A 22,250-nucleotide genomic window follows, 5' to 3' on the forward strand; every position below is an offset into this window, starting at 1 on the left:
ATATAACATGGATATGCGAGAAGTAGATTTACCAGGAATCGGGCGGAAGTTCGAAGGCATCACGACACGAGGAGATAAGGTGGTCGTCATCGTTCACGACGACGGACGTCGAGAGGTCCATCATTATGATGACGATGATTTTGATGAGAGCATCTCGAGTGTGACGTTTAATGACGCAGAAGCTCGTCAAATGGCAGGAATTCTCGGAGGACTGTCTTATAAGCCGAAAGATCTCGAGAAAATCGAATTAGCATTTGATGATCTTGTGATCGAATGGTTTAAAGTCGGTCAGGATTCAAAAGTCAACAATCGAACGATCGGAGAACTCGATGTCCGCAACCAGTATGATATCTCGATTATTGCCGTGCTCAAGCATGACCGTTCAAAATCGCTGAATCCTGGACCAGAAACGCGTCTTGAAGTGGGAGATACGATCGTCTTATCAGGTGAGCGTCAAAACGTCCGTCACATCACGAAAGCATTATTCTCAATCGAAGGAGGCGGATAATATATGGATCATCTCATATTTGAAGTCGGTACCGCGCTTATCTTAGTGGCGATCGCGGCATTGCTCGCGAATAAACTTAACTTCTCGATCATTCCGTTTTTAATTATTTTAGGAATGATTGTTGGACCGCACGCTCCGACAATCGGGATACTAGACTTCAAGTTCATCGAAAGTGCGGAGTTCATCAGTTTTCTCGGACGAATCGGCGTCCTGTTCCTTTTATTCTATCTCGGACTCGAGTTCTCGATTGGTAAATTGATCCGATCTGGGAAATCAATCGTTACGAGTGGAACGATTTATTTATCCATTAACTTTACGGGTGGCCTACTCTATGGATTCATCGCTGGGTTCCCACTTTACGAAGTGTTGATCATCGCTGGAATCATCACGATTTCCTCGAGTGCGATCGTCGCAAAAGTCTTAGTCGACTTACGTCGGACTGGTAATACGGAGACAGAATTGATCCTTGGAATCATTATGTTCGAGGATATTTTCCTAGCAGTTTACTTGTCTGTTTTATCTGGACTCTTGCTTGGTGACGGAACAACCTTAATGTCTTCTGTCACATCGATTTTGATTGCTCTTGGGTATATGTTGTTGTTCTTCATCATTGCTCGAAAAGCGACGCCACTCTTGAACAAAATGCTAAAAATCGCTTCGGATGAAGTCTTCATCATCGTCGTCTTTGCTGCCCTGTTCTTCGTTGCTGGTTTTTCGGAAACGATTCATGTCGCAGAAGCAATTGGTGCCTTGTTACTCGGTCTCGTTTTCTCGGAAACCGATCAAGGAGAGCGGATTGAACATCTTGTCGTACCGTTCCGTGACTTCTTCGGCGCCATCTTCTTCTTTAGTTTCGGATTGAGTATCGATCCGACGATGCTCTTAGATGCTGTCTGGCTCGCACTTGGTGCTGTCGTCATCACGATTGTCGGAAACTATGTCGCGGGAATGATTGCAGGACGCAAAGCAGGACTTTCGCATAAAGCTTCATCGAACATCGGCTTGACGATCGTCTCGCGGGGAGAATTCTCGATCATCGTCGCGAATCTCGGAATCGCTGGTGGATTGATGGACATCTTGTCACCATTTTCGGCTCTATACGTCTTGATTCTCGCGATTCTCGGACCACTGATGACGAAGGAATCGAAACGCATTTACAACGTCATGAATAAAATCTTCAAATGGACGGAACCGAAAGAGAAAAAGACAAAGAAAAATGCGTAATACGATGTAAACGAACAGCCAGTTCGGATTTCTCGAACTGGCTGTTGTTTTGTTTAAGTCAAGACATCATATGTCGCCATCAGGAATTGTCCCGATTGACGACTGCCCTTCAAGTGAAGTTTCGTTTCAACGGTTCCTTCTGGGAATAACGGGATACCCGTTCCGAGAATGACAGGGGCCATCGCGAGTTCGATTGAACTGACGCACTGTAACCGTAGCGCTTCTTGAATCAATTCGCCGCCACCAACAAGCCAGACCTTGCCATCAATTGTCGGTGTGATCCGCTCAAGTAATTGATCGAGCGGTTCATCCGTATAGGTGACCGTCTCTGACGTTCGTTGCGTCCGGCTGTAAATATAACTTGGAATATCCGCGTATGGATACGTCTCGCTGAGTTGAAGGACTTCCTCATACGTTTTTCGACCCATGATAACGGCACCAATCTGTTCATAAAAAGCTTGATAGCCATTATCACCGTCTCCAGCAACAGCAAATAACCAGTCGAGGGAACCATCGTGTCTAGCAATTTTTCCATCAAGACTACAAGCGATATACAGTACGGTCGTAGATTGCGACATTAAAATTCCTCCTTGAGATTTGTCTGACTTCATCTTAGCGTATAATGACGACAAAAGATGTCGTCATTTGAGGAGGAACTTTATGAATACGAGACAATGGCGTTTGGTCCGTTTATTAAACCGGGGGGAACACTTTTCTGCACGTATGCTAGCGGAAGAATGTAAGGTATCGATCCGGACGATTCAACGAGACATGACCGTTCTTGAAGCAAATGGTTATCCGATTTACAGTGAACCGGGCATAGCCGGAGGCTGCCGCACCGGAATATGCCGCCACTCGTTTTGACAAATGAAGAGACGATTGTCTTGTTCATGCTACTCGAATGGGTCGGTCAGATTCCAGATTTTCCGTTCGGGACGATCCGCCAGGAAGTCGCTGAACGCTATGCGAACGAGTTACCGAAGAGGACGGAGCAACAGATTGTAAAATGGAAAGACCGCTTTCGCTTTCAAGCGGTCGATACACCACCGTCGCCGCAAAATCCTGCGTTACTTGACTTGTTAGAGAGCAAACGGATGGGGAATATTCTCTATGAGACGACAAAAGGTCAAAAGTCGATCGTAGTGGATCCGATCGGCTTATCGTTCGAACACAATCGTTGGTATTTTTATGGACGGACTGACCGTGGATTTCGGCAGTTCCGTGTCGACCGAGTTCTAGGTGTATCGCTTCATGAGTTGCCAGCAACTGATTTGACCTTTTCTGATTTAGAAAAGAACATGACACATGTACCGATGACGACGGTGAAACTAGAATTAACTTCTTTAGGTGAACGAATGCTCGAAGGCATTTTACCTCTTCGTCGTGACCGAACATGGCAAATTCCAGTTAGTGAGCTCGCTTTTTTAGGACGCCAATTGATGCGACTTGGTCCGGAAGTTCGAGTCATAGAACCGCAGGATCTCCGCGAACAATTGATTCGTCAAGCAGAAAAAATGATCGCTGTGCAACAGTCCGATAATCCGTTCGGACGGAATTGATCAAAAAACTATGTTACGATATAGTCAGAAAGAAACAATAGAGGAAGGGGTCTTCCATGGAAACACTATCACTGATTTTATTGATGCTTGCGCTCATCTTACTGACGCAAGTCGTCGGACATTACATCCGTTTCATCCCAACGGCTTTGATCCAAATCATTGCCGGAACCGTCGCCGCTCTCCTGATGAGTGGCTTGACGGTTGAGGTCGAATCCGAATGGTTCCTCCTGTTATTTATTGCTCCGTTACTTTATAACGATAGCTCTCACTTTCCGCGCGAAGATTTGTGGCGGATACGCACAGCGATCTTCGGTAATGCAATCATCCTCGTCTTATTGACGACGATCGTCGGAGGATACTTCATCAATTGGTTGATTCCGGTCATTCCAGTCGCTGCTGCGTTTGCCTTAGCCGCAATCTTATCGCCAACGGATCCAATTGCCGTCAACGGAATTGCAAAACGTGTCCAGATTCCAGAACAAATCTTGACACTCGTTCGCGGAGAATCGCTGATCAATGATGCATCGGGATTAGTCGCGTTCAGTTATGCTGTTGCCGCTGTTGTCACGGGTTACTTCTCGATTCAGAGTGCGACAACAGAGTTCTTTTACATGTTCTTCGTTGGAGCCTTGATCGGATTGTTGATTTCGCTCACGATGAACTTTCTCAAGGTACGCTTGCGTCGAGCGGGTATTGAAGATGTCGTCTTCTACGCTTTACTGCAAATCCTGACACCATTTATCATCTTCTTCGTTGCTGAAGAAGGATTTCATGCATCAGGCGTCATCGCCGTCGTCACAGGTGGTATCTTGCATGCCTTGATCAAAGAACGAACAGAAACGTTCTTTGCGCAAGAGCAGACGTTGACGGATAACATCTGGACGATGATTGCGTATACGCTAAACGGGATCATTTTCTTATTGCTCGGTTTGACATTGCCAGAAGCGACACGCGAGATTTTTGCGGATGACGCGATCAACAACTGGCGTCTCATGTTATATGTCATCGAAATCGGTTCATTCATTCTTGCGATCCGTCTCGTCTGGACGATGTTCTTCAATTGGTTCGATCATCGGTTCTTCAAAAAAGAGGACCGCGATCATCGTCGACCGTCCTTCAAACAAGATTTAATCACGACACTGGTCGGGGTTCGCGGAACGATCACGATGGTCGGGGTCTTGTCATTACCGTTCTTGACGGAGTCCGGCGAAGCCTTCCCGGAACGCTCATTGATCATCTTCCTTGCAGCGGGTGTCATTATCTATACGCTCGTTCTCGCGACGATTCTTTTACCGGTGTTGAACCGTGGTGAGGCGGCAACGCCGATCGCACTCGACCTGAATGCCCAAAAACAACGGATGATTCGCCGGGCGATCTCAGAGATCAAACAAGTGACGGACGAAGACAATGCGGTCGTTGCGTTTGATTTACTCAATGAGTATCATGTGATGCTCCGGTTGTTGCGCGCGCAGGAAAAAAGTCAAGAAGAGCTCGATCAATTCAATGATCAGTTGAAGGCACTTCGTCTTGAAGCCGTCCAGTGGGAAAAGGAAGAATCAAAACGTTTCGTCGCTGAGAACAAGGTGCCGGATCTGCTGAAAAAGGATGTTTTCCGTTCGATTGAAAATCGTCGCAAGGCGATCGGTAAGGATTCGCGTTTCCAGATCGTCCAGCCGATTCGTAAATTATGGTGGAAACGGAAACGATCGAACATGTCATCTGACGCGTTGATTCAAATGACGCAAGTCGAGCATGATCTGTATGAAAAGGTGATGGGCACAGTCATCGAACGTCTCGAGAATTGCCGCTCATCGTATCCGCCAGACGTCGTTCAAAGTGTGCTTGAGTTCTATAAGCGACTCCGCTTCAAACATACGCGCTGGTCGTCACCAGTCGGTGGCAAGGACGTCGATCAACAAAAAGAAGAACTTTGCTTAAAAGCAATCGAAGTTCAGCGTCTTGAAATCGCCAATATGTCAAAAGAAGGCGATCTCTCGAAGGAAGAGGAGAAGGAGTTACGCCGCTTCATTCACTACATCGAGAGCGTCGTTCTCTACGAATACGTTGAATAATATTTATCAAAAGACAAGAAGAGCAATCTTTGGATGCTCTTCTTGTCTTTTTTTATAAAGTGACTCGAGTATCTACTTCTGAAAAAATAAAGCGAGTAACCGTATGGGCATATGGATGGATTTGTTCAATAAAAAATTCCGCCTCTTGGAACGTTTGGAAATGTAACTTTAGCATGAAGCAAGAATCACCAGAAATTCGATAACAAAAGTCAACGTTCGAAAGTTGCTGTATGTACTTTTTGAATCTATCATAGCGTCCTTCTTTAATGGTTGCTTCTACTAAGCATTCAATAGGGGAACCTAACTTTTCGTAATTTATTGTTAAACCATATCGTTTTATGAGTCCATAAGATTCCATTTGGCGGACTCTTTCTGTTACTGAAGGAGCTGATAAATTAATTCGTTTAGCTAATGAACGCATCGACAGTCGACTATCTTGAGCCAGTTCATTTAATATTTGTCGATCAATCATATCGATTTTCAAATGTAAATCCTCCTTCAATATAAGTTGTTGGATATAAAGTATTAGTTCGATATTTGTTTCAAATGAAATGTGATAATTTTTAATCATTATATAAAATTATTGTAGAAGGAGTGAATAAAATGACAAAAATACCTTTATCCCAAATAGGAGAAACACCATTTCAAAAATTACTAGGTCATAACCCTAAAATCTTATCCAGTTGGACAAGGTTAGAAAAAGATTTGATTGAAGAGGGAACCTTAAGTTTGGATGTGAAAGAACAAGTTAGAAGAACATTAGCACAATCAAATGGATGTGCATATTGCAAGGCAAAGGGAAAGCCAAAAAAAAAACATGATGGATGAGAAAATGATTTTAGCAACTGGATTTGCAGATCTTTTTTTAAAGGTGAAAGGAAATATCCCTGATTCAATATTTTTACTCATGAATGAAACATTTACTATTCCAGAAATCAGCGAGTTATGTGCGTTCATTACGTTTTGTACAGCATCTCAATACTACGGAGCTATCATGAATTTACAGCCAATTGATAGTCCCTGATTATACTTTTTTCTACACACTTTCATATTTTTTCTTTAGTGCATTCTGAACAGCCCATCTTTGATGTTCATGAAATAGATGTTTGATTGCATCAGCCGGATCGATCCATTGTAAGACATTATCATCCTCGATCGGATCTTGTACTTTCTGCCCAGCATCGCAACGATAGAACTGCCCTTCGTTCAAATAATATGCCGTTTCATTTTGTGAATAGAAATGTTGATTGGCTCGTCCGATGAAATCAACGATTTCGACGTCCATCCCTGTTTCTTCTACTACCTCTCTTTTAAGACAGTCTTCATGCGTCTCATAGTCCTCGATACCGCCACCTGGAAGAAACAACTTACCGTCCCTTTTTTGAATGACGGCGATTTTACCTGTTTGAGAGTCACGAATGACCGCATAAACAGCAGGTCTCGTGATGTAGTGTTGGTTCTGTTCTCTCTGCCCGAAAGTGATAACATCCATTGTTTAATCACTCCTTTTCGTATAATCATTTGAATTCAATCATACCTTACAAATTGGTATGGAAGCATGCGTCATATAAAAACCCCTCATTTCACTCAAGAAATGAGGGGTGACCTTTGAATAAAGATCGTTTGTTTCAAACGAAATGTCTGATGGATTAACCGAGCGACAAGTATTTGACTTCGAGATAATCTTCGATGCCGTAGACGCCACCTTCACGACCAAGGCCACTCTCTTTATAGCCACCAAATGGAGCTTGTGCAGCAGATGGTGCGCCATCGTTCAGACCGACAATCCCGTATTCGAGTCGTTTTCCGAGCATCAATGCTTCATCGATGCGTTCAGAAAACGCGTAAGCTGCCAGTCCGTATGGTGTGTTGTTCGCCCGTTCGATGACTTCATCAAGCGTCTCAAAGACAGAGATCGGTGCGAGCGGACCAAACGTCTCTTCCTGCATGCAGAGCATATCTTCAGTGACATTCGCAAGCACGGTTGGAGTGACGAAGTAGCCGACGGATTCGTCAATCGTACCACCAGTCAGGATGGTTGCTCCTTTTGCGACAGCGTCATCGATGTGTGCTTTGACTTTTGCGACGGCTTTCGCATTGATTAATGGACCGACTGTCGAGTCAGCGTCCATGCCGTTACCGACTTGTAATTGTTTGACGGCAGCTGTGAACTTTTCTGTGAATGCGTCAAGAACCGATGCTTGCACGTAGAAGCGGTTCGTCGCAACACACGCTTGACCACCGTTGCGGAATTTCGAGCGCATCGCGCCTTCAACGGCTTTATCGAGGTCCGCGTTTTCCGTGACGATGAAAGGTGCGTGACCACCGAGTTCAAGTGACAATTTTTTCATCGTGTCGGCTGCTTGGCGCATGATCAATTTCCCAACGGCTGTTGAACCTGTGAACGTGATCTTCCGGACACGGGAATCGGCTTGCCAGACGCCACTGATTGTTGCTGCGTCACCTGTTAGGACGTTGATGACCCCTTTGGGGATACCTGCTTCTTCTGCGAGTTCAACGAGGCGAAGTGCCGTAAACGGTGTTTCTTCCGATGGTTTAAGGACAATCGTACAACCTGCTGCAAGAGCCGGTGCGAGTTTGCGTGTGATCATCGCTGCCGGGAAGTTCCACGGTGTGATCGCTGCAACGACACCGACTGGTTCTTTTTCAACGAAGAGTCGTTTTCCTGGAACAGAAGCCGGAATCGTTTCACCGTAAATCCGGCGTGCTTCTTCAGCGTACCAGCGGACGTATTGATTGCCGTAATCGACTTCACCGAGTGCTTCGACGTACGGTTTCCCTTGTTCCGTCGTCATGATCCGGGCGAGTTCCTCACGGTGTTCATTGATCAAGCGATACCAGGCGTCGACTAAATTCGCACGTGTGTCTGCAGTTTCGTTTGACCACTTGACGAATGCTTCGCTCGCTGCATCAACGGAACGTTGTGCGTCTTCCGCTGAACTTGCCGGAACATGTCCGAGCAACGTTTTCGTTGCTGGGTCGTATACCGGAATCGTTTCTGTTGTGTCATACCATTCACCATTAATTAAGTTCTTTTCAATCATCTTGTTGCACCTCCGTGAATTTCATTACGTCCTCTATTAAACACCTCAAAACGAAGAAGCGGAAGTTCCGCTTTGGATGGACCGTCATAACGAAACGGAATGACTCAATAAAATAGTTAATCGACTGAATAATCGGGAACAGTTACAATAAATGGGGAATGAAAATGTCAAAATTGATAAAGGGGTCGAAAGTCATGAAACGAAACTGGGTTATTTGTGGTGTGGCGCTGAGCCTACTGCTAAGTGGATGTGGGGAAAAAGAAGTCGCCGAGAAAAAGTCTGAAAAACCACGAGAAACTGAACAAAAAAGGCAAGCTACTCAGCAAGCATACATAGAAAAGACGATACAGCGTGCCGAGCGTTACGCTGCCCAGTACGATTATGAGCGAGCAATCAAGGTATTAAAACCTGTACGCACAAAAGATACGACACAAAGAACGAAAGAATACGAACAGAAAAAGCAGGCACTCCTGCCTGTGACGAAACCTGTGCCGCATCTCTTTTTCCATTCATTGATTGCCGATCCAAAACAAGCGTTTGACGGCGACCGGAAGGAAGCAGGATACGATGATTACATGGTGACGCAACAGGAGTTCGAACGAATCTTGGATGCGTTATACAAAAACGATTACGTACTCGTTCGACCGACGGATTTAGCAAAAGAGATGAACGGTAAGATCGTCGAGACACCCGTCCGTTTACCAAAAGGAAAACAACCGCTCGTTCTTTCTCAGGACGACGTCAATTATTATGAATACATGGAAGGGGATGGATTTGCGAAGAATTTGAAAGTGAAGGATGGTAAAATCGTCAACGAGATGGTCGGAAAGCCGGATGGTGCCTATGATCTCGTACCAATCGTCGATGCGTTTGTCCAGTCGCATCCTGACTTTTCCTATAAAGGAGCAAAAGGGTTGCTCGGTATCACAGGTTATAACGGAGTGCTCGGGTATCGTTCTTCTTACAATCAATACGGGCATAATAAACAGGTCGAAACGGCACGAAAACAAGCGAAGCAGACTGCTGTCGCGTTAAAACAGGACGGCTGGCAATTCGCGAGTCATACGTACGGACATATTTGGGTCGGAAAAGAGTCAGTTCCTACGATCCGCACGGATCTTAAACGCTACAAACAGGACGTAGAACCATTGATCGGAAAAACGACGCAACTGATTTATCCGTACGGCAGTGATGTCGGGGATTGGCATGAGTATTCGGGTGAGAAATATCGTTTGCTCATCGATAGCGGGTTCCGTTATTTCTTCAATGTTGATGCGAGTCAACATGCGTGGAAACAAGTTGGACCCGACTACTTCCGTCAAGCCCGAATCAACGTTGATGGGATTCGTTTACGTCAAGCCGTTGCTGGAAAGACGAGCGTCCTCGATCCATTCTTTGATGCGAAAGAGGTCTTTGATCCAGCACGACCGGAACGGAAGTGAGTGATTGAAAACTAGTTAATCCATCGAGTAAAGCAATTAAAACGATAGTTGCGGAGTCCCGTCCTGATCTGTAAAGTAATACGTCTTCGCGAGATCGGCAACGAAGATGGCTTGTCCAGAATAACGGCTAACATCGTCATCCGTCATCAGCGCTGTAACGGCTCGTCCGATATAGGTCGTCGATTCAGTCGCGGCACTCGCGAAACCGGCATCGACAACCCGTTCCGTCCGCATGAAACCGGGGCAGAGCGCGATAACGGAGATGGTCGTCTGAGCTAACTCCTGCGCCATGACGTGCGTCATCCGATTAATCGTTTGCATCGCCAAATCATAATAGAGGTTTCCAGACACCTGCTCTGGAGCGAATGACGTCAGATTGATGACGAGCGCGGCTGGACTCTGTTGCAGTAATGGCATCACAGCCCGAATCGTCCACAAATACGCTTGTGGTCCGGCAGACATCATCGCGTCCCAATGTTCTGGTGGTCGCTCACAAAACCGTCGTCCGGTTCCGGACGGCAAGTGGCTTTCCGAACCACCGAACACGCAGTTGACGAGGAGATCGATTCGACCATGTTGATGTTGGATCTGCTGAATGAGACGATCGATATCATCAAGACTTGTATGGTCACAAACGACCGGGATGCCAAGTCCGTCGCGTGCCGTGACACCAGCAGCCGTCTCTTCGATCGTCTCGCTACGATTGTCCGTCGTCTGTTCATTCGTACTTCGTCCCGTGACGTAAACAATCATTCCGGCGTCACCCAAGGCATAAGCGATGCCACGTCCGGCGCCACGGGAGGCACCAGCGACGAGTGCAATCCGTTTTGACATGATGAAACTCCTTTTAGATATGAGAAGACGGATGGGCAGATGCGCATCCGTCTTCTTATGTCTTTAAAAACCTTTAATCGTCATCCCGCCATCAACATAAAGTGTCTGTCCCGTCACGTAACGGGCAGCGGCAGATGATAAGAAGACAACTGGACCAACGAGCTCTTCTAATTCACCCACCCGACCGAGTGGTGTCACGTCAACGATCTCCTGCAGATATGTAGGATCTTTAAGTAAGGTTTTCGTCAGCGGTGTTTTAAAATACCACGGTCCGATTGCGTTGACACGAATGTTTCGTGGTCCCCACTCAAGGGCTAACACCTTCGTCATCTGAATCATTGCCGCTTTCGTCGTCGCATACACGACACCGGTCCGTAAGGCGACGTGGCCCGCGACGGAGGCGATGTTCAGAATACTTCCACCTGTCTCTTGCATCCGTTTCCCAATTTCTTGAGCGAAGAAGAAGGCGGATTTCAGATTGGTCTGTTGGATTGTTTCCCACTCGTCTTCTGTTACATCAAGTGCCTTCGAGCGAATGTTCATTCCGGCATTGTTGACGAGTCCATCGATCTGCGGTACTTGTTCGTAGGCACGAGCTACCGTCTCGACGACTTGTTTCCGGTCAGTGATGTCGCACGGGAATATGTAAGCCGTTCGACCGAGTCGTTCGATTTCTTGTGCCGTCTCCTTCAAATCCCGTTCCGTCCGGGCGACGAGAATGATGTTAGCACCGGCTTCTGCCATCCCGATGGCGAGCGCGCGTCCGATACCTCGTCCAGCTCCAGTGATAAGAAATGTCTGATCGATTAACGAAAAACTTGGAAGATACATGATGTCACGTCCTTTTATTGAGAGTCACTCCTTACTCTAATGAAAAATTGACTGAAAAGAAAGAAAAATCAATGCATTCCGAAATGATAATGGTAAAATATTGAAAAGGAGTGATGGGATGAAACGTGGTTTAATCGTGACATTATGTGTAGCACTCGTGAGTCTTTTAGCTATTCAATTGGTCGGAACTGAAGCCTATCGCTATTTCTTTTATGATCCGGCAACTTCTCAAACCCAAATTATAGTTAATGGAGGAGGAGAAGAAGGTAAACCGACCAAACAAAAAATCGACATTCAAAGCGGGGGATTTGCGGATAAGGATGCATTAGGAGTTGTTACCTTTTACGGTGTCGTCGGTCTTGTCATACTACTGATCGTCCTCTTCAGTGTACGTTACTTCTTGAAGCGTTTACGAAAACGGCGCAAACAGGAGAGTGTAGTCGACGATCTCATGGATCCGCCTCCAGTGTTTACACAGAATCGTTCGACACGCCAAACGTTTGTCGGTGAAGAATCAGAGTCAGAGATTCGCCGGCTTTTACAAACATTCGATCGGCAGCTGACAAGACAAAAACGCCGCCGCTCTGAAGAGACGGTCGGCGAATGGTTACAACGGATTGATGTCACGCTCGATCCGTCGATCTATCATCTCGTCCGTTACGGCGAGACACCGGACTCGGCGATTTCGCAAGATCAGGTCGATGATCTAAGGAATGAACTACAAGTGCATCTTCAACGCGACTGATCGAGTAAATCAAGTAAGATGGTATGATGGGAAGCGTCTCGTGAGACGAGTGACAATTCGCGGACGACATCAAACCCATCAACCGGTAACGTCTTGATTTCAGGGGATAGTCCGTCTTGAAAAATCTCCGGTAACAGGGCGATGCCGAGCCCGGCGCGAATGAAACCGAGGACGCTCGATCCGAATTCCATCTCGTTTTCTGCCTGATAGACGGCACCTCGTTCGATGAACGCGTCTTTTAGGATGTTCGTCGAATCGCAATCAATCGGGAGCGATAAGAAAGATGCATCTCGAATTTGCTCAAACGCCACAGACGTACAGCCTATAAATCGTTCATCGTCTTGATGCACGTAAAGCAAAAAATTCTCCGTATACAAATGCGTCGTATGATACGGATGGACATGGTGACGATCGTCGAGTAAGACAGCATCGTATCGCCGTTCTTCAAGACCTTGCATCAAATCGATCGTCGTATGCGCCGTCTTCAACTTGAGATCCGGGGCCGTCGCGTGACGCGAGACGTGACGGGGGAGATACGTCATCGCAACGCTTGGCCATGATCCGAGCGTCAGGGTCGTCCGTTCGTCGATCGTACCGATTCGTCGTTTCATCTGATCAATTCGGTCAAGGAGTTCACGACTCTCTTCAAAGACGATTTCGCCAGCTGTCGTCAACGTGACACCATGTGCCGAACGGTGTAACAACGAGACGTCGAGTGCACTCTCAAGACTTTTGATTTGTTTACTTAACGCCGGTTGCGTCATATGCAGTACTTCACTTGCTTTCGTCAGGCTGCCGGTCTCCGCGGTGACGAGGAATGCTTCCATCCATTCGGTCTTCATTGGTTCACGCTCTTTTCATACAGGTTCTCTAGAACGTACGCCATTTGAACGCATCTGACAATCATTTTGCATTTTTTATATTCTTAGTTTGGAATATTCTAAAGTGGGAATATATAAAATAAAGAGGTGAACGGATATGAACGAGCAGATGTCCGCACGATTTTCAGCACTCGGCGACCCAATACGATTACAACTCATCGAAGCATTACGAAATGGTCCTCGCTCCGTCAATGAGTTAGCCGATCAACTACACTTACGCCAACCGCAAACCTCGAAGCACTTAAAGCTGTTGCTTGACGCAGAACTAATCACTGTCGAGCGGCAGGCGAATCGTCGCTTGTATAGCCTTCGTCCAGAAGCTTTTCGAGAACTTGTCACGTGGAGTAACACAATGGCCCAGATGGAAGCACGCATGTATCGACTAGATGAGCATTTGCAGCGGATACAATCATCCGCGAAGGGAGAAGGAACGAATGAAAAAGGAACTGAAGACATCGATTGATGGTAAGGTGCTACGAATGGAATGGGTTTGTGAGGCACCGCGAGAAATCGTCTTTGCCGCCTTCACGGAAAAAGAACAGCTTGAAGCATGGTGGGGACCAGAAGGCTGGGAGACGATAATCAAGACGTTCGAGTTTCAACCGGATGGCGTTTGGCATTATTGCATGCGGTGTGTCGATCCGACACAAGGTGATTTTTATGGCATGGAGTCGTGGGGGAAAGCAATTTTTAGACATATCGATGTCCCGAACACCTATAGTCATGTCGATTATTTCTCCGACGCGTCAGGAGCTATCTCTGAAAATTTACCAGGTAGTGAAAATGTTACGACATTCATTGACCATGGAGAAACGACCTTGATTGTCTTTGAATCGACTTACGAAACGGAAGCTGCCGTGCAAGAAGTACTGGGTATGGGGATGAAGGAGGGCTTTACGTCGTCACTGTATCGCCTTGATCGTCTATTAGCGAAATAGTGAGAAGGAGTCGGTAAGGGATGTGGAAGCTCTGTCTTGTGGTATGTATGCTTTGTTTAGCTGGTTGCGGAAAGTACACGATGGAAGAGGCAAAGGAGAATGGTGACATCATCGTCCAGAATGGTGTTACGAACAGCGACCGATTCGAGTCTTTTTTGAATAAGTCGAAGAAAGGAAAATCAGATCAGATTCGCATCACAGCCTACACGATCGAGGGAGATCCGATTGTGTATGACGTCGAGTATGGCGGCAAGACGTATCAGTATTCGTCTGATTCATCACGTGATCAGTTCGGTTCTACAGACGACGATCGAGAGAATGAAGTCTGTCAGCAACTCGATAAAACGATCGTGAAGCAAGAGGCGATCTATACGTTACGTCAATGCGCTGAAGGAACGGATCATGAATTGCTACGATTGCCAAAACAATAATCAAAAAGGATCGTGTCCCGTCGAATCAATCAGCGGGCACGATCCTTTTCATTCGCTATCAAGGCGACGCAAAGCTTCACGCCAACTTGAAAAACGTTCAATCAGTAATGTCAGTGAAGGAGCTTGGTGTGCACGTGCCCACTTAGCATACTGTTGACTCGTCAGTAGCGGTCCATGAGTTTCTGCCGCTTGTTTAAGTGCTTCTAGGCAGTCTTGGTCAGTGAAGAAACCGTTCGAGGTGAGGTCGAAGTGTGCTAAAGCATTTTTCCACGTACCGAACCGACGAATGATCGTATTCGCACTTAACATCTCTGAATGTAAATCCCGTAATTCCGTGTAGGAGCGAATCGTCATGTTCGTTCCTTTTTGTGCGACATAAAAGGCGACGCTTTCTTCGATTGACCACCGTTTCGTTCGTTTGACCGCAGCCGGGCGATTCAACGTCATCCGGTCTTTGGTCGATAAGTGAGAAGCCTTGACGATGCCAGCTTTCTCTAAAAGGTGTGCCCACGAGCCGAATCGTGCATTGATTTCTTCAAGTGATGGGTAAGGAAGTTGAGCCGCTAACTTTTGATAATGGGTAGCTTTCATAGGTGAATGGTGCATTTGATGAAGACCTTGAATCAAGCGGATGATCTTCTCATCCGTTGCTAAGGTAGAAGTGGAAGTCGGATGTTGACGCATGCAAAATATCTCCCTTTTGAATGGTTGTTTCAATTAAAGGCTAGTGTAGCATGAGCGATTTCGCGAACATACTAACAATATCGTAAGGTAAGAAAAATAGCGCATTCTCATCCAGGAAATACAGGGGAATCAGGGAGGGAAAGCGAATACAATATTATAGAAGAAAAGAGGGGGAAATAATCAATGACAGAAACACAGACGATTGATACGATGGAGGATATTTTAAAGATGCTCGACGCACGATTGCGTGAACCAGAACCGTTTTGGGACAAGTTCTATGAAAATCGGTCGAAACCGGTCCTGTTTTTTTTAGAACATTCCGGACGAGAACTTAGTTCGCTACGTCGAACAGGGTTGGATCTCGCCGGGAGACACACTCGATCTCGGTACAGGACCGGGGCGAAATGCGATCTATCTCGCAACACACGATTTCTCGGTGACTGGACTGGATCTTTCAGCAACCGCGTTAGAATGGGCAACGGAACAAGCACAACAGACTGGAGCGCACGTTGCGTTTCGAAAGCAAGATTTTCTAGAGACGACAGAACAGAATACATATGATTTCATTTACGATTCAGGCTGTTTTCACCATATGGCGCCACATCGACGTTTGACCTACGTGACGCGAATGAAGGAGATGTTGCGACCAGGAGGATATTTCGGATTAACGTGTTTTGTTGCGGGCGGTCCGCTTGGCGGGGCGACGTTGACAGACTGGGAAGTCTATCAAGAAAATAGTCTCCAAGGCGGACTCGGCTATACGAAAGAGCGATTACTCTCCATATTCGATGCATTCGACGTCATCGAACTAACGGAAATGAAACCCGTCGACAATCCAGAGGCATTATTTGGTCATGCTGGACTGTGGACTGGTCTGTTTCGATTAAAGAATTGATTCGTCCGGCATTCGAGACGCGAACCAGTCCACAAAGTAGTGGACATCTTCTAGCGAAACGATTTGGTCTGTATCGTATGCGGCGAACAGTGACAAAAAGCGCGGTTCGTCAGGGAAATAATGAAGCAGGATCGGGCGGAGTGTCTCGAGGTCATGCACGAAGCTTTGATCTTCCTCTAAGATGAGGTGATAGGCGCTCCGAACAATCCGTTTCACGATCGAATCCGAATCAAGCAAGGTGACTTGCCCTTTCTCTAGACGTGATAGATCAGACCTCAACTGCTCGGATAGCCCACTGTTTAATGCGAAGCCAAGAGCGCGTGTCGGACGAAGGGACGGAAATCGACTTTGGAGATTTTCGCCTGTCAGAAACAAGTTGACGGATTTCAACCAGACGCCCCAACGAAGTGCTTCGTCATCCCGTATGACGTCGCCAAGCAGACCGATGTCATAATCGATTTTGGTGACGAATGGATAGTCCTTCAACCAGTCTTCTGTCCGTTCATCTAACTGCATGTGTTCTTCTTCCGTCAACGGCTCTGTCAAAATCAGTGTAAAATCGAGGTCGGATTCAAAGGAACGCGCCGTTCCTTTGGCGACGCTGCCATACAAGTACACGCCATGAAACGCGGATAAGGTTTGTACATAGGCGACGACGTCCTGAATCACGGCACGATAACGGACAGGAATCGCTTCAGCGGAAGTTGGATTGTGGATGTAGCCATTTTTCGTGCCCAATGTCGTTGGATACTTCATCTGTCTTCCTCCTCCTCATCCTTCAGGGATGGATTGATAGCGATACCACTTCTTGTTTCGCTGCACATATAAAAACATCGTATCATCTTTTTCTTGATAGATGACCGTACCGCTCTTAAGACGAGTTGCCATGCCGTCCTTGAGCGTCTTTTCGGATGCTATTTTTTGGACACGTGGACCAGGAGTCAAAGAAAGACTCGAGACGGTTACTACCTGATCTAGTCGGTACACGCGATCGTTCAAGCGGATGACGTCTTGATCTTGTTCAATGGCTTCCGCCGCGATGAGGTCCGTCGTTGTCATCGTCGTCTCCGCTAAGCATCCACTGAGAAAAAGAATGACCAATACGATAGTAGCTAACACTTTTTTCATGAAAATACCTCTTTCTCTGGTTATATATCGTAATTTACGATATATTCGGATTATACGATATAAGGGGGAGCATTATGATTTCAGCTGATTTTGCAAAAATTTATTATCAATTACATCCACGGTTCGAAGAAAACCTGTCTCACCAAAGTGTGCGTATTTTGCAATACATCCAATTTGCGATGAATCCGACGATCAAGCAGATTGCCGAGGCATTTCGCCTCTCACATAATACGACGTCTGAGCACGTCAAAAAGTTGGAGGGATTAGGCTATATCGAAAAAAAACGGAATCCAGAAGACCAGCGCCAAGTGACAATTGGTTTGACAGACTTGGGGGATACAATCGTTCGTCGTCATACGGAACTCGATCCTGAACGGTTGAATCAAGTCCTTGCTACGATGTCAAAAACAGACCAACAGGCGATTGAACAGGCGTTTCGATTGTTGCGGGAGGCGGCAGATGACTGCTTTTCTCGTTAAAGTGCTATCGAGCGCACTGGTCATCTGTCTCGTCACGGAAGTCGCTCGGCGTTCACCGTCACTGGGTGGTGTGTTGTCTGCATTGCCCGTCGTCAGTCTGATCAGTTTTGCCTGGCTCGTTAAACAGGGAAGTGAACGGGCAGAACTGAGTACATTCTTAAAGAGTGTGTTACTCGGATTACCAGCGACGTTCTTATTGCTTGCCGTCTTATATGGATTGATCCGCTTAGGTATTCCTGTTTTTTACAGTGTACTCGGTGCAACAAGTCTTTTTATCGTTTGTTGGTATATCCAACGTTACCTACAACAGTGGTGGCAAACCTAAAAAAGGAGACAAAGTAATGATAACCCTTCAAACAAAGCGATTGACGATTCATCCGTGTACAGCGAATGACGTGACACATTTACAACAACAGCACTACGATAACGGACCGGAAGTTCAGCAGCATTTGATGTCAATAGCGTCAGATTCCTCGCTATTATACTGGTGCAGCTGGCTCGTCATGACAAAGGATGGTTAAGTAATCGGGGATATCGGATTCAAGGGGAAGCCGGACATACGACAAGCGGTCGAAATCGGTTATGGTCTGTTACCAGCGTATCTCAATCAAGGGTTTGCGACGGAAGCAGTTCAAGCATTGATTGAATGGGCGTTTGAACAAACGGAAGTGACAGGGGTACTTGCGAAGACGGAGTCGACGAATCAAGCATCAATCCGAGTACTCGAAAAAGCGGGATTGATTCAGGTCGGGAGAGACAATCGGTATATCATGTGGGAGCGTATGAAGAGGGTGTAAAGGAAACTTGACAAGTAGTGTGTTATTTACATATAGTGGGACTACGAGGTGAAATCATGAAAAATAAGGTCAAGGAGATGCGCGAAGAACGAGGTTGGTCGCAAGGCGAACTGGCAAAACGATTGAACGTGTCGCGTCAGACGGTCATTTCCATCGAAAAAGAGCGGTATAATCCGTCACTCGACCTCGCGTTTACACTAGCTGATCTGTTTGAACGGCGAATCGAAGACATCTTTACACCGAATCGAATGAGCGAGGAGGGAACAGCATGAAGCGATTAAATATATTGTTGGATCTTGCTTTAATTGGAATAGGGATATACATGACGATGGAGATTTCAGAAATGAAAACACTAGGTATCGTCCTGGTTTTAGCAGGTATTGCCTCACGCATCACAGCGGTGAGTTTCTCACCGAACGAACCGTATGATGAGCGGCAAAACGAAGTCAAAATACGTAGTGGACATATCGCCTATTTAATTAGTATCGGTTATCTTTACTTGATTTTGGTACTCGTCAATCTGTCGATCATTCAAGACATTCAATTTGCTCTGTTGTTAGCATTAGGAGGACACGTTTTACTCTTCCCTATTACATTGCTATACGTGAATCGAAAGATGTGAGGAGTGTCGATTCATGTAAGCTACATAGAGAGAAAAGAGGAATGGATTGATTCAATCATTCCTCTTTTAGTTCATTTTTGGAACCATTAAAATCACAATTACAAGTGCAAGTGCTTCAACCCTCTATTGCAAACGTATCTCGTAACTCGATGATTGTTCCTTCTGGTGCTTTTAATTTGCTGAGATGGCCATCGACGACGAAATAGATGTTACCACCGTCCTTTGGTAAAAAGGGCATACCGAGTCGTTCTAGGCGTGTTACGTCCTCTTGCAAGTCGTCAACGTAGAGGGCGAAATGGACGGGACCAGCCGCTTGTTTCGTATAATCGGTGAACGATTGACCTGATTTCGGTGTTTGCAACTCGATATAGAAGTCACCAAGACGCAACCAGCTGTTAAAGGCACGGTCGTGAAAACCAGGTGACTCTTGGACGAGCGAGAACCCGAGCTGTTCATAAAAGTTTTTAGACGCAGCGTAGTCCGTCGTCTGAATGCAGATGTGATGAATTTGTTTCATAATAAACCTCTTCTCTTTCATTCTTCATAGTAGAAATCGACCCTTATCAGTATAAAGGAGCAGGTCTGAAATTGAAAAATGATTAATTCAGGACCGGTAAGGGAAACTGTATCTAACTTACTGAAGTATCAAGAGGAGGAACGATAGTGGCAGAGTATAAAAAAGACAGTATTAGTTTAAAAGGAGCCGTTGGTCTTGGAACTGGTGTTATGATCAGTGCCGGGATATTTGCCTTGCTCGGACAGGTCGCAGAACTCTCGGGTTCCTGGTTGCCGTATATTTTCATTATTGGCGGTATCGTGACTGGATTTAGTTCTTATTCTTATATCAAATTGAGCAATGCTTTTCCATCAGCTGGAGGAATCGGCATGTTTCTTGTCAAAGCATACGGTAAGGGAACGATTGCTGCCGCTGCAGCCCTGCTGATGGCAATCTCGATGATCATCAATCAGAGTCTCGTGGCGCGCACGTTCGGTACCTACTTGTTACAACTCGTACCAGGAGAACAGGCTAGTTACTGGATTCCAACACTCGGTGTCGTCTTATTGATTGGTGCATTCATCGTCAACATCTCTGGGAATTCGTTTATCCAAACATTTTCGTTAATCACTTCAGCGCTTAAGATCGGAGCTCTCGTTCTGTTCGGCATTTTGATTTTATCGATTGGTGGATTTGAGCTGGATAGTCCGAACACTACGTCGGATGGGTCGATTACGAATTATGTCGCGGCTGTCGCACTAACGATTCTCTCGTTTAAAGGGTTTACGACCATCACGAACAGCGGCTCGGAAATTAAACACCCGAAACGAAACGTCGGCGTAGCCATCATGTTGTCCATCCTGATTAGTTTGATCGTCTATCTCTTGTTAGCCTTTTCCGTCTTATCGACATTGTCGCTTGATCAAATCATTCAAGCGAAAGACTATGTGTTAGCTGAAGCAGCCCGCCCGTTACTTGGAAATAAAGGCGTCTGGTTCACGGTATCCATCGCGCTCCTTGCGACGATTTCTGGCATCATTGCGAGCGTCTTTGCCGTCTCAAGGATGCTTGCGATGTTGACGGACATGCATATGATTCCGCATCGTCATTTCGGTATGCCGGGATCCGTGCAAAAACATACGTTAGTCTATACGATCGTCCTAGCAATGTTGCTAACTGTCTTTTTCGATCTATCTCGGATTGCGTCGATGGGAGCAATTCTGTACTTGGTCATGGATAACATCATTCATGTCGGCGTCTTAAAACATCTTCGTAAGCAGTTGCATGTTCGCGTTTGGGTGGTCACATTGGCGATTTTGTTTGACGCCATCGTGTTACTGGCATTTCTGTATCTCAAGGGAAAGACGGATCCGCTCGTACTGATCGTCTCCCTCGTCAGTATCATCTTGATTTTCATCGGTGAATATTATTTTATTCGTCATACGAAACAAACGGATCAATCCGCGTAAGCGTTAAGTAAAAGCAGTTTTCAATGAATGACGAACAAATGAAAAAATTATGCCTAGACTTTCGAATTGGTATGTATCAGCAGGATCTTTCACCACTCTCAGGAGGACTGATGCACGAGATGTTCCGTTTTTCGACGGATACAGGACACTTCGTCGTAAAACGTCTAAATCAACAAATTATGAAGTGGAAGACGGCTCGAGCTAACTTCATTCAATCCGAGGATGTAGCGTTTGCCGCTGCAAAGTTGCTATCTGCGTTGCCGGCACTTCGTCTAGATGGACCGTTGTATGCAGTGGGAGAATCATGCTGTCTCTTGTTCCCGTGGATCGACGGACAAACTTTAAAAACGCAGGACTTATGTCCGATGCATGCAGAAGCCATTGGTAACGTACTAGGTACGTTACATCGAGCGGCGATCGAAACGACGCCGTCGATTCCTTCCGTTTCATCTGAGTATGTTCCGATTGATTGGAATGGTTTTCTTCAACAAGGACAAATGCAAAATAAGCGTTGGGCGAGACAGTTGGGGGAACTGGTGCAGCAACTACGAGCGATCGAAGCGGATGTATGCCGCTCGATGAAGACGTTAGGGAATGACTGTGTCATCAGTCATCGTGACCTCGATCCGAAGAATGTCATTTGGACAACAACCGGACCGGTCGTTATCGACTGGGAGTCTGCCGGACCGATTCATCCGATACTCGATCTTTTCGAGACCGCTTGTTATTGGTCAAGCCGGGTGGATGGCACACACGATGCAGAACGTTTTTCTTCGTTCTTAAACGGATATGCAACGACGAATCAAGTACTCGATGTCGATTGGTACAGTGTCATCGACCGCAGTGTCCACAGCAAGCTTGATTGGTTAGTCTTCAATCTCGATCGTTCACTGGACAAGACGAATTCGTCCGAAGCAGAACAGAGACTTGGAACAGAGCAAGTCATTCAGACGCTTGCGGAGTTAAGACGGCATGATCGGGAAAAATGGTACGACTGGCTTCAAACGATAGTATGAAAAAGAGGCTGACTCAAAAAAAGAATGACGCGTCTTTTCACGCACTTTCCTCAGGCGAGACACAAGCCCGTTTTCCTGCTTTATTTAAGCAGGAAAACGGGCTTGTTTGTCTCTGACAGCGCATAAATGCGCTT

Annotated in this window: 29 protein-coding genes and 2 pseudogenes; 20 read left to right on the forward strand and 11 right to left on the reverse strand. The window is 46.2% G+C overall.

Translation table 11 applies throughout. From position 1 onward, the window contains the following. The first annotated feature begins 7 nt into the window (after nt 1-7). Together B4C70_RS03635 and B4C70_RS03640 are read left to right on the forward strand one after the other, a co-directional pair. Entirely contained in the window at nt 8-508 is a 501-nt protein-coding gene (locus B4C70_RS03635; RefSeq protein WP_214728206.1) for a cation:proton antiporter regulatory subunit, read from the forward strand. 3 nt (nt 509-511) lie between these two features. After that, a complete protein-coding gene (locus B4C70_RS03640; protein WP_214728204.1) occupies nt 512-1,732 on the forward strand; it encodes a cation:proton antiporter in 1,221 nt (406 codons plus the stop codon). A gap of 53 nt (nt 1,733-1,785) precedes the next feature. Here B4C70_RS03640 and B4C70_RS03645 read toward each other — a convergent pair whose 3' ends face one another. Continuing rightward, nucleotides 1,786-2,310 (reverse strand): dihydrofolate reductase family protein, encoded by a 525-nt coding sequence (locus B4C70_RS03645; RefSeq protein WP_214728202.1) that lies wholly within the window; start codon nt 2,308-2,310, stop codon nt 1,786-1,788. 82 nt (nt 2,311-2,392) lie between these two features. Between B4C70_RS03645 and B4C70_RS03650 the strand changes: the two genes are divergently transcribed. The 3 genes from B4C70_RS03650 to B4C70_RS03660 are packed head-to-tail and all read left to right on the forward strand — an operon-like array spanning nt 2,393 to nt 5,363. Continuing rightward, a complete protein-coding gene (locus B4C70_RS03650; protein ID WP_290777021.1) occupies nt 2,393-2,596 on the forward strand; it encodes a helix-turn-helix transcriptional regulator in 204 nt (67 codons plus the stop codon). Beyond that, nucleotides 2,578-3,291 carry a helix-turn-helix transcriptional regulator gene (locus B4C70_RS03655; RefSeq protein ID WP_290777023.1) on the forward strand — a complete coding sequence of 238 codons (714 nt, stop codon included), beginning with the start codon at nt 2,578-2,580 and terminating at the stop codon, nt 3,289-3,291. The genes B4C70_RS03650 and B4C70_RS03655 overlap by 19 nt, the downstream gene beginning before the upstream one ends. A gap of 56 nt (nt 3,292-3,347) precedes the next feature. Next, on the forward strand, nt 3,348-5,363 hold the full coding sequence (locus B4C70_RS03660) for a Na+/H+ antiporter (RefSeq protein WP_290777025.1): 2,016 nt from the start codon (nt 3,348-3,350) through the stop codon (nt 5,361-5,363). A gap of 52 nt (nt 5,364-5,415) precedes the next feature. On the opposite strand, the gene B4C70_RS03665 is transcribed toward B4C70_RS03660, so the two are convergent. Then, the gene (locus B4C70_RS03665; protein ID WP_290777027.1) at nt 5,416-5,847 is read right to left on the reverse strand and encodes an Lrp/AsnC family transcriptional regulator; all 432 of its coding nucleotides are present in this window, start codon (nt 5,845-5,847) and stop codon (nt 5,416-5,418) included. 119 nt (nt 5,848-5,966) lie between these two features. On the opposite strand from B4C70_RS03665, the pseudogene B4C70_RS03670 reads away from it, so the two are divergent. Continuing rightward, nucleotides 5,967-6,387, forward strand: a pseudogene (locus B4C70_RS03670) (carboxymuconolactone decarboxylase family protein). A gap of 12 nt (nt 6,388-6,399) precedes the next feature. Here B4C70_RS03670 and B4C70_RS03675 read toward each other — a convergent pair. Both B4C70_RS03675 and B4C70_RS03680 read right to left on the reverse strand, forming a co-directional pair. Next, on the reverse strand, nt 6,400-6,855 hold the full coding sequence (locus B4C70_RS03675; RefSeq protein ID WP_290777028.1) for an NUDIX hydrolase: 456 nt from the start codon (nt 6,853-6,855) through the stop codon (nt 6,400-6,402). Between the two features lie 157 nt (nt 6,856-7,012). Then, nucleotides 7,013-8,428, reverse strand: coding sequence for an NAD-dependent succinate-semialdehyde dehydrogenase (locus B4C70_RS03680; protein WP_290777031.1), 1,416 nt, complete (start codon nt 8,426-8,428; stop codon nt 7,013-7,015). Nucleotides 8,429-8,622: 194 nt separating this feature from the next. Between B4C70_RS03680 and B4C70_RS03685 the strand changes: the two genes are divergently transcribed. Next, nucleotides 8,623-9,870, forward strand: coding sequence for a polysaccharide deacetylase family protein (locus B4C70_RS03685; RefSeq protein WP_290777033.1), 1,248 nt, complete (start codon nt 8,623-8,625; stop codon nt 9,868-9,870). 36 nt (nt 9,871-9,906) lie between these two features. On the opposite strand, the gene B4C70_RS03690 is transcribed toward B4C70_RS03685, so the two are convergent. Continuing rightward, on the reverse strand, nt 9,907-10,704 hold the full coding sequence (locus B4C70_RS03690) for an SDR family NAD(P)-dependent oxidoreductase (RefSeq protein ID WP_290777035.1): 798 nt from the start codon (nt 10,702-10,704) through the stop codon (nt 9,907-9,909). Nucleotides 10,705-10,767: 63 nt separating this feature from the next. Continuing rightward, on the reverse strand, nt 10,768-11,535 hold the full coding sequence (locus B4C70_RS03695) for an SDR family NAD(P)-dependent oxidoreductase (RefSeq protein ID WP_290777037.1): 768 nt from the start codon (nt 11,533-11,535) through the stop codon (nt 10,768-10,770). Between the two features lie 118 nt (nt 11,536-11,653). On the opposite strand from B4C70_RS03695, the gene B4C70_RS03700 reads away from it, so the two are divergent. Then, nucleotides 11,654-12,280, forward strand: a complete 627-nt coding sequence (locus B4C70_RS03700) for a hypothetical protein (RefSeq protein WP_290777039.1) — start codon at nt 11,654-11,656, stop codon at nt 12,278-12,280. On the opposite strand, the gene B4C70_RS03705 is transcribed toward B4C70_RS03700, so the two are convergent. After that, complete coding sequence (locus tag B4C70_RS03705) at nt 12,268-13,122, reverse strand: LysR family transcriptional regulator (protein WP_290777041.1); 855 nt, start codon at nt 13,120-13,122, stop codon at nt 12,268-12,270. The two genes, B4C70_RS03700 and B4C70_RS03705, sit on opposite strands and share 13 nt — an antisense overlap. 136 nt (nt 13,123-13,258) lie before the next feature. Between B4C70_RS03705 and B4C70_RS03710 the strand changes: the two genes are divergently transcribed. Genes B4C70_RS03710 through B4C70_RS03720 form a run of 3 tightly spaced genes read left to right on the forward strand, consistent with a single transcriptional unit; the run spans nt 13,259 to nt 14,530 of the window. Beyond that, on the forward strand, nt 13,259-13,624 hold the full coding sequence (locus B4C70_RS03710) for an ArsR/SmtB family transcription factor (protein WP_290777043.1): 366 nt from the start codon (nt 13,259-13,261) through the stop codon (nt 13,622-13,624). After that, entirely contained in the window at nt 13,596-14,099 is a 504-nt protein-coding gene (locus B4C70_RS03715) for an SRPBCC family protein (RefSeq protein WP_290777045.1), read from the forward strand. The genes B4C70_RS03710 and B4C70_RS03715 overlap by 29 nt, the downstream gene beginning before the upstream one ends. A 20-nt stretch (nt 14,100-14,119) precedes the next feature. Next, entirely contained in the window at nt 14,120-14,530 is a 411-nt protein-coding gene (locus B4C70_RS03720; protein WP_290777047.1) for a DUF4362 domain-containing protein, read from the forward strand. 48 nt (nt 14,531-14,578) lie between these two features. Here the strand turns inward: B4C70_RS03720 and B4C70_RS03725 are convergent, their stop codons facing one another. Continuing rightward, on the reverse strand, nt 14,579-15,214 hold the full coding sequence (locus B4C70_RS03725; protein WP_290777049.1) for a homing endonuclease associated repeat-containing protein: 636 nt from the start codon (nt 15,212-15,214) through the stop codon (nt 14,579-14,581). A 183-nt stretch (nt 15,215-15,397) separates the two neighbouring features. Here B4C70_RS03725 and B4C70_RS03730 point away from each other — a divergent pair. Further along, a pseudogene (locus B4C70_RS03730) lies at nt 15,398-16,109 on the forward strand (SAM-dependent methyltransferase). On the opposite strand, the gene B4C70_RS03735 reads toward B4C70_RS03730, so the two are convergent. Both B4C70_RS03735 and B4C70_RS03740 read right to left on the reverse strand, forming a co-directional pair. After that, nucleotides 16,098-16,865, reverse strand: coding sequence for a nucleotidyltransferase domain-containing protein (locus tag B4C70_RS03735; protein ID WP_214728175.1), 768 nt, complete (start codon nt 16,863-16,865; stop codon nt 16,098-16,100). The pseudogene B4C70_RS03730 and the gene B4C70_RS03735 overlap by 12 nt on opposite strands. A 15-nt stretch (nt 16,866-16,880) precedes the next feature. Further along, a complete protein-coding gene (locus B4C70_RS03740; RefSeq protein WP_023468468.1) occupies nt 16,881-17,237 on the reverse strand; it encodes a hypothetical protein in 357 nt (118 codons plus the stop codon). A 74-nt stretch (nt 17,238-17,311) separates the two neighbouring features. Here B4C70_RS03740 and B4C70_RS03745 point away from each other — a divergent pair, with 74 nt between their 5' ends. From B4C70_RS03745 to B4C70_RS03770, 6 genes are read left to right on the forward strand one after another with little or no spacing between them, the layout of a single operon-like run. Next, entirely contained in the window at nt 17,312-17,716 is a 405-nt protein-coding gene (locus B4C70_RS03745) for a MarR family winged helix-turn-helix transcriptional regulator (protein WP_214728171.1), read from the forward strand. Continuing rightward, nucleotides 17,697-18,041, forward strand: coding sequence for a DUF3147 family protein (locus B4C70_RS03750; protein WP_251137603.1), 345 nt, complete (start codon nt 17,697-17,699; stop codon nt 18,039-18,041). The genes B4C70_RS03745 and B4C70_RS03750 overlap by 20 nt, the downstream gene beginning before the upstream one ends. Before the next feature lie 16 nt (nt 18,042-18,057). After that, nucleotides 18,058-18,237: a hypothetical protein gene (locus B4C70_RS03755; protein ID WP_214728169.1), complete on the forward strand. Its 180-nt coding sequence runs from the start codon at nt 18,058-18,060 to the stop codon at nt 18,235-18,237. Between the two features lie 12 nt (nt 18,238-18,249). Then, nucleotides 18,250-18,513, forward strand: coding sequence for a GNAT family N-acetyltransferase (locus tag B4C70_RS03760; protein WP_290777058.1), 264 nt, complete (start codon nt 18,250-18,252; stop codon nt 18,511-18,513). Nucleotides 18,514-18,569: 56 nt separating this feature from the next. Then, nucleotides 18,570-18,785, forward strand: a complete 216-nt coding sequence (locus B4C70_RS03765; protein ID WP_251055691.1) for a helix-turn-helix transcriptional regulator — start codon at nt 18,570-18,572, stop codon at nt 18,783-18,785. Further along, on the forward strand, nt 18,782-19,135 hold the full coding sequence (locus B4C70_RS03770; protein WP_214728167.1) for a hypothetical protein: 354 nt from the start codon (nt 18,782-18,784) through the stop codon (nt 19,133-19,135). The genes B4C70_RS03765 and B4C70_RS03770 overlap by 4 nt, the downstream gene beginning before the upstream one ends. Before the next feature lie 115 nt (nt 19,136-19,250). Here the strand turns inward: B4C70_RS03770 and B4C70_RS03775 are convergent, their stop codons facing one another. Further along, the gene (locus B4C70_RS03775; protein ID WP_214728159.1) at nt 19,251-19,652 is read right to left on the reverse strand and encodes a VOC family protein; all 402 of its coding nucleotides are present in this window, start codon (nt 19,650-19,652) and stop codon (nt 19,251-19,253) included. A 146-nt stretch (nt 19,653-19,798) separates the two neighbouring features. On the opposite strand from B4C70_RS03775, the gene B4C70_RS03780 reads away from it, so the two are divergent. Both B4C70_RS03780 and B4C70_RS03785 read left to right on the forward strand, forming a co-directional pair. Continuing rightward, nucleotides 19,799-21,100: an APC family permease gene (locus B4C70_RS03780; protein WP_290777056.1), complete on the forward strand. Its 1,302-nt coding sequence runs from the start codon at nt 19,799-19,801 to the stop codon at nt 21,098-21,100. 71 nt (nt 21,101-21,171) lie between these two features. After that, the gene (locus B4C70_RS03785) at nt 21,172-22,116 is read left to right on the forward strand and encodes a phosphotransferase (protein ID WP_290777060.1); all 945 of its coding nucleotides are present in this window, start codon (nt 21,172-21,174) and stop codon (nt 22,114-22,116) included. Nucleotides 22,117-22,250: the final 134 nt, after the last annotated feature.

Source organism: Exiguobacterium sp. UBA5002 (genome assembly GCF_002396765.1).
GTDB lineage: Bacteria > Bacillota > Bacilli > Exiguobacteriales > Exiguobacteriaceae > Exiguobacterium_A.